14 protein-coding genes and 2 pseudogenes are annotated in these 16,438 nt (G+C 65.7%); 9 read left to right on the top strand and 7 right to left on the bottom strand.

All coding sequences use genetic code 11. The annotated features are described in order from the left end of the window. The first annotated feature begins 1 nt into the window (after position 1). From CVM73_RS23460 to gmk, 8 genes are all read left to right on the top strand, one after another. Positions 2 to 1,027 carry a fatty acid desaturase family protein gene (locus CVM73_RS23460; protein ID WP_100234223.1) on the top strand — a complete coding sequence of 342 codons (1,026 nt, stop codon included), beginning with the start codon at positions 2 to 4 and terminating at the stop codon, positions 1,025 to 1,027. Positions 1,028 to 1,200: 173 nt separating this feature from the next. Next, positions 1,201 to 2,160 carry an ACP S-malonyltransferase gene (fabD, locus tag CVM73_RS23455; RefSeq protein WP_100234282.1) on the top strand — a complete coding sequence of 320 codons (960 nt, stop codon included), beginning with the start codon at positions 1,201 to 1,203 and terminating at the stop codon, positions 2,158 to 2,160. A gap of 11 nt (positions 2,161 to 2,171) precedes the next feature. Then, positions 2,172 to 2,909: a 3-oxoacyl-[acyl-carrier-protein] reductase gene (gene fabG, locus CVM73_RS23450; RefSeq protein ID WP_100234222.1), complete on the top strand. Its 738-nt coding sequence runs from the start codon at positions 2,172 to 2,174 to the stop codon at positions 2,907 to 2,909. Positions 2,910 to 3,220: 311 nt separating this feature from the next. Beyond that, complete coding sequence (locus tag CVM73_RS23445; protein ID WP_008551805.1) at positions 3,221 to 3,460, top strand: acyl carrier protein; 240 nt, start codon at positions 3,221 to 3,223, stop codon at positions 3,458 to 3,460. A 108-nt stretch (positions 3,461 to 3,568) separates the two neighbouring features. Continuing rightward, entirely contained in the window at positions 3,569 to 4,834 is a 1,266-nt protein-coding gene (gene fabF, locus CVM73_RS23440; RefSeq protein WP_100234221.1) for a beta-ketoacyl-ACP synthase II, read from the top strand. 126 nt (positions 4,835 to 4,960) lie between these two features. After that, complete coding sequence (gene mltG / locus CVM73_RS23435; RefSeq protein ID WP_100234220.1) at positions 4,961 to 6,244, top strand: endolytic transglycosylase MltG; 1,284 nt, start codon at positions 4,961 to 4,963, stop codon at positions 6,242 to 6,244. Between the two features lie 113 nt (positions 6,245 to 6,357). Further along, on the top strand, positions 6,358 to 7,245 hold the full coding sequence (locus CVM73_RS23430; RefSeq protein WP_100234219.1) for a YicC/YloC family endoribonuclease: 888 nt from the start codon (positions 6,358 to 6,360) through the stop codon (positions 7,243 to 7,245). Between the two features lie 3 nt (positions 7,246 to 7,248). Beyond that, a complete protein-coding gene (gmk, locus tag CVM73_RS23425; protein ID WP_100234218.1) occupies positions 7,249 to 7,908 on the top strand; it encodes a guanylate kinase in 660 nt (219 codons plus the stop codon). Here the strand turns inward: gmk and CVM73_RS23420 are convergent. From CVM73_RS23420 to CVM73_RS41165, 3 genes and pseudogenes are all read right to left on the bottom strand, one after another. Next, positions 7,841 to 9,082 carry a hypothetical protein gene (locus CVM73_RS23420; protein ID WP_100234217.1) on the bottom strand — a complete coding sequence of 414 codons (1,242 nt, stop codon included), beginning with the start codon at positions 9,080 to 9,082 and terminating at the stop codon, positions 7,841 to 7,843. The two genes, gmk and CVM73_RS23420, sit on opposite strands and share 68 nt — an antisense overlap. Positions 9,083 to 9,211: 129 nt before the next feature. Then, a pseudogene (locus CVM73_RS23415) lies at positions 9,212 to 9,619 on the bottom strand (hypothetical protein); the annotation flags it as partial. Continuing rightward, a pseudogene (locus CVM73_RS41165) lies at positions 9,598 to 9,771 on the bottom strand (caspase family protein); the annotation flags it as partial. The pseudogenes CVM73_RS41165 and CVM73_RS23415, both read right to left, overlap by 22 nt. Positions 9,772 to 10,442: 671 nt before the next feature. On the opposite strand from CVM73_RS41165, the gene CVM73_RS23400 reads away from it, so the two are divergent. Then, entirely contained in the window at positions 10,443 to 10,643 is a 201-nt protein-coding gene (locus CVM73_RS23400) for a hypothetical protein (protein WP_100234216.1), read from the top strand. Between the two features lie 126 nt (positions 10,644 to 10,769). Here the strand turns inward: CVM73_RS23400 and CVM73_RS23395 are convergent, their stop codons facing one another. The 4 genes from CVM73_RS23395 to CVM73_RS23380 form a co-directional block, all read right to left on the bottom strand. Further along, on the bottom strand, positions 10,770 to 11,273 hold the full coding sequence (locus tag CVM73_RS23395; RefSeq protein ID WP_245452413.1) for a CBS domain-containing protein: 504 nt from the start codon (positions 11,271 to 11,273) through the stop codon (positions 10,770 to 10,772). Between the two features lie 182 nt (positions 11,274 to 11,455). Next, positions 11,456 to 14,755 (bottom strand): autotransporter domain-containing protein, encoded by a 3,300-nt coding sequence (locus CVM73_RS23390; protein WP_146006648.1) that lies wholly within the window; start codon positions 14,753 to 14,755, stop codon positions 11,456 to 11,458. A 301-nt stretch (positions 14,756 to 15,056) separates the two neighbouring features. After that, positions 15,057 to 15,293, bottom strand: coding sequence for a hypothetical protein (locus tag CVM73_RS23385; protein ID WP_100234213.1), 237 nt, complete (start codon positions 15,291 to 15,293; stop codon positions 15,057 to 15,059). A 74-nt stretch (positions 15,294 to 15,367) separates the two neighbouring features. Then, the gene (locus CVM73_RS23380; protein WP_100234212.1) at positions 15,368 to 16,426 is read right to left on the bottom strand and encodes an alcohol dehydrogenase; all 1,059 of its coding nucleotides are present in this window, start codon (positions 16,424 to 16,426) and stop codon (positions 15,368 to 15,370) included. Positions 16,427 to 16,438 lie beyond the last annotated feature (12 nt).

Genomic DNA, 16,438 nt, shown 5'->3' with positions numbered 1-16,438 from the left:
CATGACCGCGCTTCGCATGCGTGCCCGCGATTTCCTGACCGATGATCAATTGGCCGACGTGCGCCAGCGCGTGACGTGGAAAGGCGCTGCGCTGATCGCGCACGCCTGGGCGCTGATCATTGCAGCGATCGCCTTGGTCGCGTGGTGGCCCAATCCGATCACCTATATCTTCGCCGTCGCCGTCATCGGCTCGCGCCAGCTCGGCCTTGCGATCCTGATGCACGACGGTGCACATGGCTGCCTGTCCGCCGACGAGAAAACCAATCTGGCGCTGAGCCAGTGGTTCTGCGCCTATCCGCTGTTTGCGGAGACGCGCAGCTACCGGCGTTACCACCTCCAGCATCATGCGCGCACCCAGCAGGAGGACGATCCGGATCTCGTGCTGTCGGCGCCGTTTCCGATCACCAAGCTGAGCTATCGCCGCAAGTTCATTCGCGACATCACCGGGCAGACCGGCTACCAGCAGCGCAAGGCGCAGTTGCTCAACGCGCTCGGGCCAAAGGACTGGTCATGGCGGCAGCGTGCGGCGCATTTCTGGGAGAAGCTTGGCCCGCAATGTGTGGTCAATGCGATCATGTTTGCGGCGCTCGCGGCTGCTGGTGTGTGGTGGGCCTATCCGCTGCTGTGGCTGGTGCCGCTGCTGACCTGGATGATGGTCATCACCCGCATCCGCAACATCGCCGAGCACGCCGTCGTTCCTGATAGCAAAGACCCCTTGCGCAACACCCGCACCACGCATGCCAGTTTTCTCGAGCGCCTGTTCATCGCGCCGTACTACGTGAACTATCACCTTGAGCATCATCTCTTGTTCTACGTGCCTTGCTACAATTTGCCGAAGGTGCATCGCCTGCTGAGCGCGAGCCGGTACGCCGGCCGCATGGAAGTGCAGCCGAATTACGCGGCGGTGCTGCGGCTGGCGACGGCAAAGCCGAACCGCGAGGATCGGCCGGGGCAACTGGTCAACAGTGCGCGCCGTGCGCGGGCCGGGGCGGAGGTCGATGCCAACCAGACTGCCGGCGGGTTCTAACGGGCGCATTCCCCGTTGAATGCTGGTCCAAGTTCCCGTCTCGGCTTGACAGTGCGGCCCCGGACGGTGTCTACGGCCCCCTTTGGAGCATGATCCGGAGCCATGGCCCAAGGCCGTGCGTAATCGGCTGCCGGTTCTCGAGAGGGATCATGCCTGACAAGCAGGGAGCGCCGATGACGGCTGCATTCACATTTCCCGGGCAGGGTTCCCAGGCGGTCGGCATGGGCAAGGCCTTGGCTGATGCCTTTCCGGTGGCGCGCGCCGTGTTCGACGAGGTCGATGCCGCGCTTTCCGAGAAGCTGACGGCCACCATCTGGGAAGGTCCAGCCGAAACCCTCCAGCTCACCGAGAACGCCCAGCCGGCGCTGATGGCGGTGTCGATCGCCACCCTGCGCGTGCTCGAGGCCGAGGCTGGTTTTTCCGTGGGGCGAGACGCTGCCTTCGTTGCCGGCCACTCGCTTGGTGAATATTCGGCGCTGGCCGCGGCCGGCAGCCTGACGGTTTCGGATACCGCCCGCCTGCTTCGCACGCGCGGTCTCGCAATGCAAAAGGCCGTCCCGGTCGGTGCCGGCGCGATGGCTGCGCTGCTCGGTCTCGACTACGAGGCCGCCATGGAGGTCGCGGGCGAGGCGGCGCAGGGGCAGGTCTGCCAGGCCGCCAACGACAATGGCGGCGGGCAGGTGGTGGTTTCAGGCGACAAGGCCGCGGTCGATCGCGCCGTCGAGATTGCCAAGGCCAAGGGCGCCAAGCGCGCCATGCTGCTGCCGGTATCCGCGCCGTTCCATTGCAAGCTGATGCAGCCGGCTGCGGATGCCATGGCGGAGGCGCTCTCGAAGGTCACGATCAAGGCGCCGGCGGCGCCGCTGGTGTCGAACGTGCTGGCAAGCGCCATCACCGATCCCGACGAGATCCGCCGCCGCCTGGTCGAGCAGGTCACCGGCACGGTGCGCTGGCGCGAGTCGGTCGCTTATATGGCCGGGCAGGGCGTCACCCGCTTCTTCGAGATCGGCGCCGGCAAGGTGCTGACGGGGCTTGTCAAGCGTATTGCGGACGGTGCCGTCGGCATTGCGGTCGGCGGTCCGAACGATATTGCCGCCGCCAAGGAAGCATTGGCCGCTGCGAAGCAGGCCTAAAGGAGTCATCAATGTTCGATCTGACTGGCCGAAAGGCGCTCGTCACCGGCGCGACCGGAGGCATCGGCGGCGCGATCGCGCAGGCGCTGCACGCCCAGGGCGCCACCGTCGCCATATCAGGGACGCGCAAGGAGGTGCTGGACGAGCTTGCCGGCAAGCTCGGCGAGCGCGCTCACGTGCTGCCCTGCAATCTTTCCAAGGTCGATGAGGTCGAGGCGCTGGTGCCGGCTGCGGAAGCGGCGATGGGCCAGGTCGACATTCTCATCGCCAATGCCGGCATCACGCGCGACAATCTCTTCGTGCAACTCCGTGACGAGGACTGGGACGAGGTCATCAACGTCAATCTGACCGCGACCTTTCGCCTCGCACGCGCCGCGACCAAGCTGATGATGCGCAAGCGCTTCGGCCGCATCATTGCCATCACCTCCGTGGTCGGTGTCACCGGCAATCCGGGGCAGGGCAATTATACTGCGTCGAAGGCAGGCCTGATCGGCATGATCAAGACGCTCGGCGCCGAATACGCCAAGCGTGGCGTCACCGCGAACTGCATCGCGCCCGGCTTCATCAAGACCCCGATGACCGATGCGCTCAACGACAAGCAGCGCGAAACGATTCTGACCAAGGTTCCGGCCGCCCGCCTGGGGACGCCCGAGGACATTGCAGCGGCCGCCGTCTACCTGAGCTCGAACGAAGCATCCTATGTCACCGGGCAAACCATCCACGTCAACGGCGGCATGGCTATGATCTGACGTCGCATGCCGCGCCGCCCGTCAGGGCGGTGCGGCATGCGGCAAACGGCCGTTTCCGGAGCAAAATGAGGCTTGTAGTCAAGGCAATTGAAGTATGATAACCGGACCTTCAACGGATGGGCAAAGAACGCCATTGCAGGTTTTTGAAACCCTGTATATTGGCGATGCAGAGCCTTTGGCCGTCGTTCGCCGGGCCTGCATCGGTTAGGATGGGCCAAATCAAAGTTCGTAAGCGAAGGCAGTCAAACGACCACGACGGCTCGTATCGTCCCGGGGGGTCGGGTCTACAGGGAACAACACGAGGTTAAGCAATGAGTGACATTGGCGAGCGGGTTAAGAAGATCGTGGTCGAACACCTTGGTGTTGAACCCGAGAAGGTTGTCGACAACGCGAGCTTCATCGACGACCTCGGCGCCGACAGTCTGGACACCGTCGAGCTGGTGATGGCGTTCGAAGAGGAATTCGGTTGCGAGATTCCGGACGACGCTGCGGAGACGATTCTCACCGTCGGCGATGCCACGAAGTTTCTCGAGAAGAACGCGAAGAGCTAAGGCTCTTCATTTTCGCGGGGACAACATTGAAACCGGACGGGCCGCTTCGCAGCGGTCAGCCGGTTTCTTGTTATTGGCCGTGAATCTTTCGATGCGGAGTTTTCGGATATGAGGCGGGTTGTCGTCACGGGTCTCGGCATGGTCTCGCCACTCGGCTGTGGCGTCGAGCCGACCTGGAAGCGCATCCTCAACGGCGAAAGCGGTGCGCGCAGGATCGAGAGCTTCGATGTCTCCGATCTGCAGACCAAGATCGCCTGCACGGTCGTGCGCGGCGACGGGTCGAACGACAGCTTCAATCCCGACAAGTGGATGGAGCCGAAGGACCAGCGCAAGGTCGACGACTTCATCATCTTCGGCATGGCCGCGGCCGGCCAGGCGCTCGACGATGCCAACTGGCATCCCGAGACTGAAGAGGACAAGTGCGCGACCGGCACCATGATCGGGTCCGGTATCGGCGGCCTCAACGGCATCGCCGATACCGCGATCCTGTTGAAGGAGCGTGGGCCGCGCCGGGTGTCGCCGTTCTTCATTCCGGGCCGCCTGATCAATCTCGCCTCCGGCTACGTCTCGATCGCGCACGGGCTGAAGGGGCCGAACCATGCGGTGGTCACGGCCTGCTCGACCGGCGCGCACGCGGTCGGCGATGCCGCCCGCCTGATCGCGCTCGGCGATGCCGACGTGATGGTCGCAGGCGGCGCCGAGTCGCCGATCAGCCGTATCGGCATTGCCGGCTTCAACGCCGCGCGTGCGCTTTCGACCGGTTTCAACGAGACGCCCGAGAAGGCCTCGCGTCCCTATGACAAGGACCGCGACGGCTTCGTCATGGGCGAGGGCGCCGGCGTCCTCGTGCTGGAGGAGCTCGAGCACGCCAGGCGTCGCGGCGCCAGGATCTATGCCGAGGTGATCGGCTACGGCCTCTCCGGCGATGCCTACCACATCACATCGCCGTCGCCCGACGGCAATGGCGGTTTCCGCAGCATGTCGGCGGCGCTGAAGCGCGCCGGCCTTACGCCGTCCGATCTCGACTACATCAACGCGCACGGCACCTCGACGCCGCTCGGCGACGAGATCGAGCTCGGTGCGGTCGAGCGCCTGCTCGGCAATGCCGCCTCCAAGGTTGCGATGTCCTCGACCAAATCGTCGACCGGCCATCTCCTCGGCGCGGCCGGTGCGATCGAAGCGATCTTCGCCATTCTCGCGATTCGCGATAATGCCGTGCCGCCGACGATCAATCTCGACAATCCGTCGGTCGCGACTGCGATCGATCTCGTGCCGCACAAGGCGAAACAGCGTGAGGTCAACGTCGCATTGTCGAACTCTTTCGGTTTTGGCGGTACCAATGCGTCGGTGATCGTCCGGCGTTTGGCCAGTTAGTTTGCGTTTGAGACGAATCCACCGTTTTGCCGTATTCGGCGATAGTCATGGACGTGGGCGCGTGCATTTTGGCAGGGCAAGCGATTGTCAGGCCGCGATTGAACCGGCAGGATTCAGGTTGTTTCGATGAGTGAAAGGCCGCCCATTTCACCCCGGAGTCCGCGGGCCGCGCTCGAGCCCGAGCAGCTCCCGCCGCCGCCCAAGCGATCGGACCGCGCGCGCAATCCGATCGTGATCGTCGGCAACGCCATCATCACCCTTCTGCTGATCACCATGCTCGGCGCCGGCGGCGTGTATTACTACGGCCGGCAGGTGTTGGAAGCACCCGGGCCGCTCAGGGAAGACAAGATCGTCAACATCCCGCAGCGTGCGGGCAAGCGCGACATCGCCGAGACGCTGAACCGGGAAGGCGTGACCGACGTCAATCCCTGGGTGTTCATCGCCAGCGTCGCCGCGTTGAAGGCGAGCTCGGACCTCAAGCCGGGTGAGTATGCCTTCCAGAAGAGCGCCTCGCTGCGCGACGTCATCGCCACCATCGTCGAGGGCAAGGTGGTGCAGCATGCCGTCACGATTCCGGAAGGCCTGACCTCCGAGCAGATCGTGGCGCGGCTGTCCGACAACGACATCTTCACCGGCAGCGTGCGCGAGCTGCCGCGCGAGGGCACGCTGTTGCCGGAGACCTACAAATTCCCGCGCGGCACCACGCGCGAGCAGGTGATCCAGCGCATGCAGCAGGCGCACAAGCGCGTGCTCGCCGAGATCTGGGAACGCCGCAGCCAGGACATTCCGGTCAAGACGCCGGAGCAATTGGTGACACTGGCCTCAATCGTCGAGAAGGAGACGGGTAAGCCGGACGAGCGCAGCCGCGTCGCCGCGGTGTTCGTCAACCGCCTGAAGCAGCGGATCAAGCTGCAGTCCGATCCGACCATCATCTACGGCCTCGTCGGCGGCAAGGGCACGCTGGGCCGGCCGATCAAGCGCAGCGAGATCACGCAGCCCTCGCCCTACAACACCTATGTGATCGAGGGCCTGCCGCCGGGTCCGATCTCCAATCCGGGCCGCGCCTCGCTCGAGGCCGCCGCCAACCCGGCCCGCACCCGCGACCTCTATTTCGTCGCGGACGGCACCGGCGGGCACGCCTTCACCGAGACCTACGACGCGCACCAGAAGAACGTCGCGAAACTGCGCGCGATGGAGAAGCAGATCCAGAACGACACGGTCGAGCCGGCCGAGGACGCGCAGCCGCCGGCCGCCGCCGCGCCGGGACCTGCCGACACACCGACTGCGACCACGCCGGCGCGGCCCAATCAGCAGAAGAAGCCGCCGGCGGCGCGCCCGGCTGGTCCAGCCAATCCCGCGCCGGCCCGGCAGGGCGCGGTGCAGTCGTCGCCGCCGGTGGTCCCGCGCTAGGCTCGCGGACCTTGCCTGCGGACATTGCGGATTCCACTTTCCGGCAAAATAGTCTTAAGATTCGCGTGGCTTGATGGCCTCGCGAATCCCGTGTTCCTGGAGAATCTGAACTGATGGCGCTGTCGTCCATGACCGGCTTTGCCCGAAGCCACGGCGCGAGCGGGCCGTATACGTTCGAATGGGAATTGAAGTCGGTCAACGCCAAGGGCTTTGACCTCAGGGTGCGGCTGCCGCAGGGGTTTGACGAGCTCGAGGCCCATGCCAAGAAGCGCGCCGGCGAGCTGCTCGCGCGCGGCACCGTCTACGCCAATCTCAACGTCAAGCGGACCAACGCCGCCGCCACGGTGCGCGTCAATGAGGACGTGCTCAACGCGGTCTTGAAGGCCGCCGCGCTGATTTCCGGTAAGGTCGACGCGGTGGCGCCGAGCATCGACGGCCTGCTCGCCATCAAGGGCGTCGTCGAGATCGCCGAGCCCGAGGGCGACGAGGAGGAGGACAAGGCCGCGCGGGCCGCTGCAGCCGAGGCCTTCGACAAGGCGCTCGCCGACCTCGTCGAGATGCGCAAGCGCGAGGGCACCTCGCTCGGGCAGATCCTGACCCAGCGCGTCGACGAGATCGAGCAGCTGGCGAGAAGGGCCGAAGCCGCCCCCGGCCGCAAGCCGGAGGCGATCAAGGCCAGGCTCACTGAGCAGATCGCGACGCTGCTCGACACCTCCGATCGTTTCGATTCCGACCGCCTGATGCAGGAGGCGATCCTGATCGCGACCAAGGCCGACATCCGCGAGGAGCTCGACCGCATCGCCTCGCATATCGCGCAGGCGCGCGAGCTGATCGGCAAGGGCGGCCCGATCGGGCGCAAGCTCGACTTCCTGGCGCAGGAGTTTCACCGCGAGGTCAACACCTGCTGCTCGAAGTCGAACGACATCGAGCTGACCAACACGGGGCTGGCCATGAAGAACGTGGTCGAGCAATTCCGCGAGCAGGTCCAGAATCTGGAGTGATCGATGACGACGGGCGGTCACGGAGCTGACGGTGTCGAGCGGCGCGGATTGATGTTCGTGCTGTCCTCGCCCTCGGGTGCGGGCAAGACGACGTTGTCGCGGATGTTGCTCGAGCGGGAGCCTGGCCTGAAGATGTCAGTGTCGGCGACCACGCGTGCGATGCGGCCGGGAGAGGTCGAGGGGCGCGACTATTTCTTCGTGAGCAAAGGCAGATTCGAGACCATGGTGGAGCAGGGCGAGCTGCTCGAATGGGCCACCGTGTTTGACAATCTCTACGGGACGCCGCGTGCTCCGGTGGAGGCGGCACTGTCGGCCGGGCAGGATGTGCTGTTCGACATCGACTGGCAGGGCACACAGCAACTGCACCAGAAGGCGAGCGTCGACGTGGTTCGCGTCTTCATCCTGCCGCCTTCGGCGGCCGATCTCGAGAAGCGCCTGCACTCGCGCGCGCAGGATTCCGACGAGGTGATCCGCAAGCGGATGAGCCGCGCCAGCCACGAGATGAGCCACTGGGCCGAGTACGACTACATCGTGATCAACCACGATGTAGGCCAGGCCTTCGCCGAGGTGCAGTCGATCCTGAAGGCCGAACGCCTCAAGCGCGAGCGGCGGATCGGCCTCGTAGGCTTCGTGCGAAGTTTGCAAGGTCAGCTTCAAGGTTAGGTCGCGACAGGCGCGGCCCTTCCTTCGCCAGCTGCTCCAGCATCGTCGTGATGACGTCGACGTCGACGGCATCGGCGTCACGGCCTGCCGGCGCGTCATCGCGATCCGCGCCGATCTCGCTGGCGGCGAGCTGTGGCGCCGCGGCGAGGGTCCCGAATTTCTTCTCGACCATCTTGATCTCGACCTTGTCGCTTCTGGTCTCGACAGGTTCTGCGGCCGGAGCGGAGGCACGTTGCCTGCGCGCTTCGATCCGTTCGATCTCGCGGCCGATCGCGGCAAGTTTCGTCACGTGTCTTGTCGGTTGCGGACGTGCCGCATCGAAGTCGACGGGGCGCGGCGGCCGGACGTCGGCCGGCTTCGAAGCGAGCCAGGGCGCACGGCTTCCGTCCTGGTTCTGCGCCTCCCAATCGCCCCAATGTCCGTGACGGTCGGCGGACTGGAGGCGGACGCGCGCGCCGGCGAAACGATAGATGAGGCTGGCGAGGATTCCGGCGAGCGCCAGCGCGCCGCCGATCACGAGCATCAGCGTCTGGAGCGAGCCGGTCGGCTTGTCAGTCGTGCTGTTGTCTGCGGTAGCGAGCGCCACGGGCGACGGGGATTTTGACGGCTTTGTGCTCGGCTGCGCGGCCGCCGCGACAGCGGTCGGTGCCGGCGGCGGCGCGGGTGGAGCGGAAGCTGTGGAGACATCGGGCCAAGGCGCGGCGGCAGCGGGTTGCTGCGCGTTGCCGTCAGCGGCCTGGTCCGCGGCTTGTTGTACCGGTGTCGCGGCGGCGGCTTGCGCAGGAGCGTTCGGCGTATTGGGGGCGGCTCCGCTCCGCGGTGTCAGATATTCGGCGCGCGCGTCCTGCACCGGGTGCTGCTGCGGCGCCGGTACATCTGCGGTCGGTGTATCGCTCGTGGCCTGCGCGGTCTTCGCACTATCCTTGTCGCCGGCGGCGCGCAGATACCAGCATTTCCGCTTGGTCGTGCGATCGAGGCGATAGTACCAGTGCTGGCCCTGCGGCGCGGCATCCTTCGGCGCTGCAAGGCAGTCGGGGGCCGCGTTGGCCGTGCTCGATGCGGTTGGCGCGTTCTGCGACACCGCGGCCAATGGCGCGCCCGCAATGATGCTGGCGACGAGGGTCGAAATGAACTTTGCGGCGCGGTTGCCCATCCTGGTCTCCCGGTTACGCATGACGCAACTCTTAACCACCCCTTTGTCATCAAAGACTTGGGTGGCAATGAGCCGCAAATCCGGAGAGGATGTGGCTTGAATCGGGCCTGCGGCGCGTTCGTTCCGCCGCGATGTCAGGCTTTTTCCGCCTTACTGCTTGGCTGAGGTCCAGGTTCCGCCGCAGCCGTCGGAGCGACGCCACGTCCCGGACCCGCTGCGGGCGGCGAGACGGCCGGAGCCCGTGAAGGTCACGCCCTCGCCTTGACCGACCGTTCTGACGGCGCCGCTCGGGCTGACGGTACCGCTGACGCCCTGGCCGATGACCTTGCCCGAGGAGACGACGACCGCACCGGACGTGGTGCCGCCGCAGCCGACGCTGGTCACCATCCAGGCGCCGTCAAAGCCGCCGCCGCCGCTGCGCCGCGACGCCGAGCGCGATTCATCGGCCGGCTTGCTCCGGCGCGCGGACGGAGCCGGTTCGGCCGAACGGTCCGAACGCGAGCCCGACAGCGACTTCTCGTCATTGCCGATCGAGCCGCCGGCGCTGCCGGATTGCGCGAAGGGTTGTCGAGCGGCGTGATGTTCTTGTAGGCGGAGTTGCCGACGACGAGCGCGATGCGCTTCTCGGCCGAGGCTGGTTGCGCGGCGGCGAGCGTGGCGGCGACCAGTGCTGCCAGCCTCACGACGCGATTGAAAATTCTCGCGCGCATCGAAATTCCTCAAAGCAATGGCGCCAGTCTAACAGTCCGGTGTCCGGGCGAAAAGCGGTGTGACAGAAGGTGGCGGCGTAACTCACGCTCGCGTCCCGGACGCGCTGCAGCGTTCTTACGCTGCTGCGCTGAGCCGGGACCCAGCGCCGCCCCGCGCCCCGCGGCCGAGTGGGCCCCGGCTCTGCAGCGCATCGCTAAGGGGGCGCTGCGCTGCGTCCGGGCACGAGAGGGGCTGAGGTGCTATCTCGCAATGACGAGGCGGAAGCTGCTGTATCGCTCTTCCAACTGCCTCTCCAAATTGCAGGCACGCCTTCGCGGTCTCGCGGCGCGTTTCGCCCGAGGCTTGCGATCTGGTTGGCGCTCCTTGGATGCCAAAGGGCGCAGGGAAGGCTGGGCGCCACGAGCCTCAAACGCCTATAGCGCGATGCTCAGTCCATTTGCGCCAATGGGTCGGCTGAATATCGATGAGCTTTCTGTTTGAGGCATCAACCAAATCGGCTCCGCTTCTGCGGCATGGGTACGATAGCGGAATAACGATTTCATCGTAGTCAATTACACAGACCTCGAGGTCTTGTCCGTCAGGTGGCGGCATTGAGATAGGTAACCATTCTGCAGACTGTAAAGGAATATGGGTCATGATTGGCACTCCCATACAAGCGACATGAGAACCCATGACAAGAGCGATTGGGCTGTCGATCTCGCAAGCTCAGGGCTTCGCGGTGGAATCGACCGACGCGCTCGAAGTCATTCCGGTTGTTGCAGGCGACGAAAACATCATTTCTAGGCTTGTCTTCGCGAGGTTCGTCCTCATCACTGCCCATGCTAGGAAGATCGACGCGAACAGGCATAAGATGGCGAGCAAACCCGTATAGCCTGGATTTTTGCGATTTTTGCGGCGGCGTCCGGTTGTCGTTTCATACATGTGCATGATCCGACCCTCACTCCCTAAAGAGTTTCCAGCCTCACTTGACGGCCTTTGATGCGCGCCGTCATCCACGTCAATCAGGTCGGTGATTGCCGCTGATATAGTGCGCCAACTGCTCGATCATGAATTCCCGGTCGCTGATGATGCTCTTGACCAGATCACCAATCGAAACAATGCCGACCAGCGCGCCATTTTCGGTCACCGGCAGATGGCGCAGGCGCTTCGCGGTCATGAGCGCCATGCATTCCTCGATCGATCGGTCTGGCCCAACGCATACGACGTTGCGCTCCATGATATCGTCGACTCGCGTCTGCGGCGACGCGCGTCCCTTCAAGAACACGTTGCGGGCGTAGTGGCGTTCCGTGACAATGCCGACTATTTTGCTGCCGTCCAGCACGACCAGCGCGCCAACGTCCTTGTCGGCCATCAACTTAATTGCGTCGTAGACTTTGTCGTCGCGACGGACAGACCATACTTGTCGGCCTTTATCTTCCAGGATATGACGAACAATCGTCATGGCGGCACCAAAAATGAAAACATGGCATAAAAATCCGCTTGCAGTTTTGACAGAGATCAAGACGAGCTCTCGTCGGCCGCCGCTCGGAAGTCAATCCTGCCTCTGTCGCCGACGAGCGGGGTGTTGTGCACCGCAGTGATTTTGGAAACCCGGCTTCCGCAAGGGGGCATTCGCGTCGATTTGGCCGCATCTCGCACCCGGGACAAGGGTGTGAATCCCCATCACCCCACGAGCCGGAAGGCCTACCAGCGGTAACGCAGCGTGCCGGTGCCCGTGTAGGTCTGCATGCGATCGGCGAATGCGCCGTCGAATTTGGCCGACAGGGTGATGCCGCGGGCGAAGTGCAGATCGGCGCCGGTGGAGACGAGCGCGGTGTCTTTCGCGGGCGCCGCGCCGTTGACGACGAAGCTCGCCGCCGGCAGCGTCTGGAACACCGCTGACAGCGCGGGATCGCTGACCCAGTCATGCGCGAAGGCGAGGCGGCCGCGCAGCGTCAACGCGGTGCCGGGTGCAACCAGCATGGCGCGGTCGAAGCGGGCGCCGACTTCGCCGCGCGTGTCGGTCGCGCTGCGCGCGTTGTAGGCGAGACCAAAGCCGCCGCCGGTGAGATCGGTCTCGCTATAGGCCGGTGTGCGGAAGCTTTGCGCCTGCAGCGCCGCGTAAGGCGTGATTGCGACGAGCGGCGTCACGACGCGATAGCCGCCTTCGATGCGCCCGCCATAGCTCTGCGCATTGAAGCTGGCGGTGAGATGGTCGCCGAAGGCGGCGAAGCGGTCGGTCGACATCCAGTGGTTGGCGGCCGCCAGTGAGGCCGCGACATAGGCCGGCCCGGAGCGCACCGCCGCATAGACGCCGCCCTGGAAGGCATCGCTCTTGCCGCCGCCGAGGCCTTGCGCGAGATCCCACCGGGTGCCGCCTCCGGCGAGCGCAAAGCCGACGGTTGCGTCGCGGGTCAGGTGATAGTCGAGCCCCGCAGCGCCGCCCGCGGTTCGCGCGGTGAGATCGTTGCTGCCGACAGCTGCATCGCCACCGGTCTTGCTGGTGCCGCCGAAGCCGCTGGCCCACACGTTCCAGCGCGGCTCGAAGGCCAACGGAGCCTTGTCGAGCGGCGTCTTCGTCGCCATGGCATAGGCGAGGGCGATGTCGTCCGGCAGGGCTGGGCGCTCCCGTGCGAAGCCGAGCGCCGAACCTCCGGCACCACCTGCGCCGTCGCGCCCGCCCGTGGACGGGTCGAGCATCAGGCCCAGGAACTGGCCCATGAACTGGAATGCGCCCTGCTGCGCGCCGGTCGCGGGTTCACCGGAGAGTTGCGACAGCGCGGTGCCGAGATTGCCTCCGGTGAGGCCGAAGATGCCTGCGAAGTTCGCCGGCAGCCCGCCGCCGTTGTTGAAGGCGTTGTTGAGCGCATTGGCGACGTTCTGCTGGTTCACGTTCAGCCCGGTGCCGGCGCCGAGCGCGGCCGAGAGGTCGAGCAGCACGTCGGTCGGCGTGTAGCTGAGGCTGGCGACGAAGTTCGTCGCGCTGACGCCGCTGAAAGTGGTGCCGCCGCGACCGCCCGCCGCGTGCAGGATCGTGGACTGCTTTGCGAGGGAATTGCCGGGTGCGACCCTCACCTGCACGCTGGCGCCGGTGAGCGTCGCCGTGCCGGAGACGTCGGCGCGCGAAGCCGTAGCGGATCCGACCTGCACGAGGTAGAGCGCGCCGGACTGCATCGCGAGGCTGCCGGAAATGGTCAGCACCGAGCCGGGCGCGCCGGAGCCGGGGGCGAGCCTGCCGCCGCTGTTCACGGTCACCGATCCGACCGTGCCAATGCCGGACAGCGTGCCGCCGCTGTTCACGGTCGTGCTCGACACGATCGAGCCGTCGACCGCAAGCGTGCCGCCGTTGACGGTGGTTGCGCCGGTGTAGTTGCTGGCGGCGGTGAAAATGGTGGTGCCGGCCTCGACAGTCACCGTGCCGGAGCTGCCGGTGATGACAGGCGCGAAGATATAGTTCGACGCCGTGTGATTGAACACAATGCTGCCGATGCCGGACCGGAACCTGACCAACGCCGTGTTCAGCGTGCCGGGCGCAACGGCGGTCTGGCCGGACGCGGCCCCGATATTCAGCGTTCCTGAGGATAGGGGCCAATAGCCGACCGTCACGGAAGAAGCCGAGACAGTGGCGCCATTGGCGATTGTGAGCACACCGCTGCCGTCTTGGCCGACATCGAGACTGGAGGAGTTGGTCCAGGACGATCCGGCGCCGGTGACCGTCACTGTGCCGGTTGTGAAGAAATCGGCGCCGATAAGTCCGATCACGCTGCTCACCGTAGCGCCGCCCGAGATCGTCAGCGTGCCGGTGCCGGACTGACCGACATAGAGGATGGTGGAATTGGTCCAGGACGAACCGGCGCCGCTGACCGTCACGGTGCCGGCCGAACCGGCATTGGCGCCGATCGCGCCGACCGCGTTGCTCACCACGGCGCCGCCCGCGATCGCCAGCGTGCCGCTCCCGTCCTGGCCGACAGTGAGGTTGCCAGCATTGGTCCAGGACGAGCCGGTGCCGGTGACGGTCACGGTGCCGGTCGCGCCGGAGCTGGCGCCGATGACTGCGGTCGTGTTGCTCACCGTGCCGCCGCTGGCGATGGTCAGCGTGCCGGTGCCGGCCTCGCCGACCGAGAGAGTGCCGGCATTGGTCCAGGACGAGCCGGCGCCGGCGACGGTCACGGTGCCGGTCGCGCCGGCATTGGCGCCGATATGCCCGTCCGCACCGTTGCTCACGGCGCCGCCATTGCTGATCGTCAGCGTGCCGGTGCCGGATTGGCCGACAAAGAGATTGGCGCCATCGGTCCAGGACGAGCCCGCGCCGTCAACCGTCACCGTGCCGATTGCGCCGGAATTCATGCCGATATACGCATCGGCACCATTGCTCACGATACCGCCGTTCTGGATCGCCAGCGTGCCCGTGCCGGAATTGCCGACATAGAGCGCGATGTGATTGGTCCAGGACGAGCCCGCGCCATCGACCGTCACGGTGCCGGTCGCGCCGGCGCCGCGGCCGACATGCCCGGACTGGTTGCTCACCGCGCCGCCGTTCCGGATCGTCAGAGTGCCGGCGCCGGAATAGCCGACGGAGAGATCGGCGGAGTTGCTCCAGGACGAGCCTGCGCCATCAACCGTAGCCGTACCGGTCGCGCCGAGAAAGCGGCCGAGGGCCCCGACCGAATCAGACAGCGTCGCCCCGTTCTGGATGGTCAGGCCTCCGGTCGCGGAGAAGCCGATGGTGACGGTCTGCGCCTGGGCGTTGCCGGACGAGATGATGGCGGCATTGGGCGAGGTGGTGTCGATGAACGCGTTGGTGGCGTTGGTCGGGACGCCGCTGGGTGTCCAGTTGCCGGCGGTGAACCAGTCCGATGTCGCGCCGTTCCAGCTCTGCGCCTGCACGTGTGTCGTTGTCGTCCACGTCAATGTCGCGAGGGACAGCGCCAGCGCGGCCAATGACGGGATGCAGATTCGACTGCGTTTCGCGCTCCAGCTCAGAACCCCCGCTCCCTGCGACATTCCCAGTGCCCCTCTTGGCCGGACACCGAGCGTCGCAAACGACATCTCAAACCAGCCTTCCACCGACGCGAGCAATGCGGGCGGCTAGTCAGCCCGGTTGCGTCCCCTCTCAGCAATGGAACCACCATCACTGCGGGCTGGAACTTGTCAATGATTCCCGCTGGTAGCCGCCGGGAAATTTGGCTGACCAGGTCATGGAGACGTGGCGCGATCTTGCCGTATCGCCTGGCGCGAGACGCTTGCGCGATGTCGCGACCTTTCGCGAGGCCATCACCAACGACAGCGCCCGGCATCGACGCCATCACCCGAAGCGGGCTTCGCAGTCGTGCGCGGACGGGTTGTTCGCCGCGCGCGCGCGCCAGGCATCGATCGCCCTGTTGGCGAGCATCAGCTGCCGGCGTTCGCCGGTTCGAATCTGGGCTTCGATGGCGTCGAGCAGGAAATTCGCGCTCTCGTCAGGCTGGCCGAGCTCGCCGCTCTTCTCCAGGCAGCCCCATGCGATAAAGAATGCGCTTTCAACGGTGCAACGGATCGACATGCGCTGCCAACGCGGCGCGGCCGTAGGCGTTCCGTGCGGCGGGCGAGACTTGCGTCGGGCCCGCCGCGCTTCGATCAGTTCTTCAGCACGATACGGCCGACGACCTTGCCGGCGCGAAGCTCGTCGATCCATTTTTGCACGTCGCCCATCGGCTCCTCGCGCATTGGCGTCGGCTTGATCTTGCCGGCGCGTGCCAGCGCCATCAGCTCGTGGGCCTCGCTGAGCGTGCCGACCATGAAGCCCTCGATGGTCATGCGCTTGTAGACCCATTGCACCATCGGTAGCGTGAACTGGCCGCCCATCAGGCCGGAGACCACGATCTTGCCGCCGCGCGCGGCGACCGCGACCGCGAACGCCATCGACTTCTCGTTGCCGGCGAAATCGACGATCTCGTCGAAGCCGCCTTCGGTCTCCTTGAGGATACGCTTGATGACATCAGGCTCGGCCGGATCGTAGGCGACGGCAGCGCCGTTCTTGAGAGCGGTCTCGCGCGCGACCGGTGAGAGGTCCGCAACCGTGATCGGCTGCTTGAACATCGCCTGCGCGAACGACAGGCCCATCATGCCGACGCCGCCGAGGCCGATCAGCAAGAGGTTGCGCTGGCGTGGACGGTCGACCAGGCGCTTGAGCGCGCCATAGGCGGTGACGCCGGAGCACATCAAGGTCGCGGCCTGGTTGACGGGAAGGGGATCGTAGTCGAGCAGATATTTCGCGTCGGGCACCAGCACGTGGGTGGCGAAGCCGCCGTCGATGGAGACGCCGAGGAAGCGCTGCTTGACGCAGAGGTTCTCGTCGCCATTGGCGCAGTCGCGGCACTGGCCGCAACCGATCCACGGAAACACGGCCTTCTTGGCGCCGACGAGGCTGGCTTCTACATCGGGGCCGACTTCGTCGACGACGCCCGCGATCTCGTGGCCGAGCGTGAAGGGCAGCGTCATGCCGCGCGTGGTGTCGAGCTTCTTGCCGCCGCCGAGATCGGCATAGCCGTCCTGGATGTGCAGGTCGGAATGGCAGAGGCCGCAGCGCTCGATGCGCACCAGCACCTCGCGGCCTTGCGGCTTCGGCGTGTCGACGATGGTCTCGCACAAGGGGGCGTCGAACTTGACCAGGGACTGCCTGCGCATCAAGGCCATATTCCTTCCTCC

Source organism: Bradyrhizobium forestalis (assembly GCF_002795245.1).
GTDB lineage: Bacteria > Pseudomonadota > Alphaproteobacteria > Rhizobiales > Xanthobacteraceae > Bradyrhizobium > Bradyrhizobium forestalis.
The sequence above is the reverse complement of the archived record's forward strand: the minus strand, read 5'-3'. Positions and strand labels throughout refer to the sequence as shown.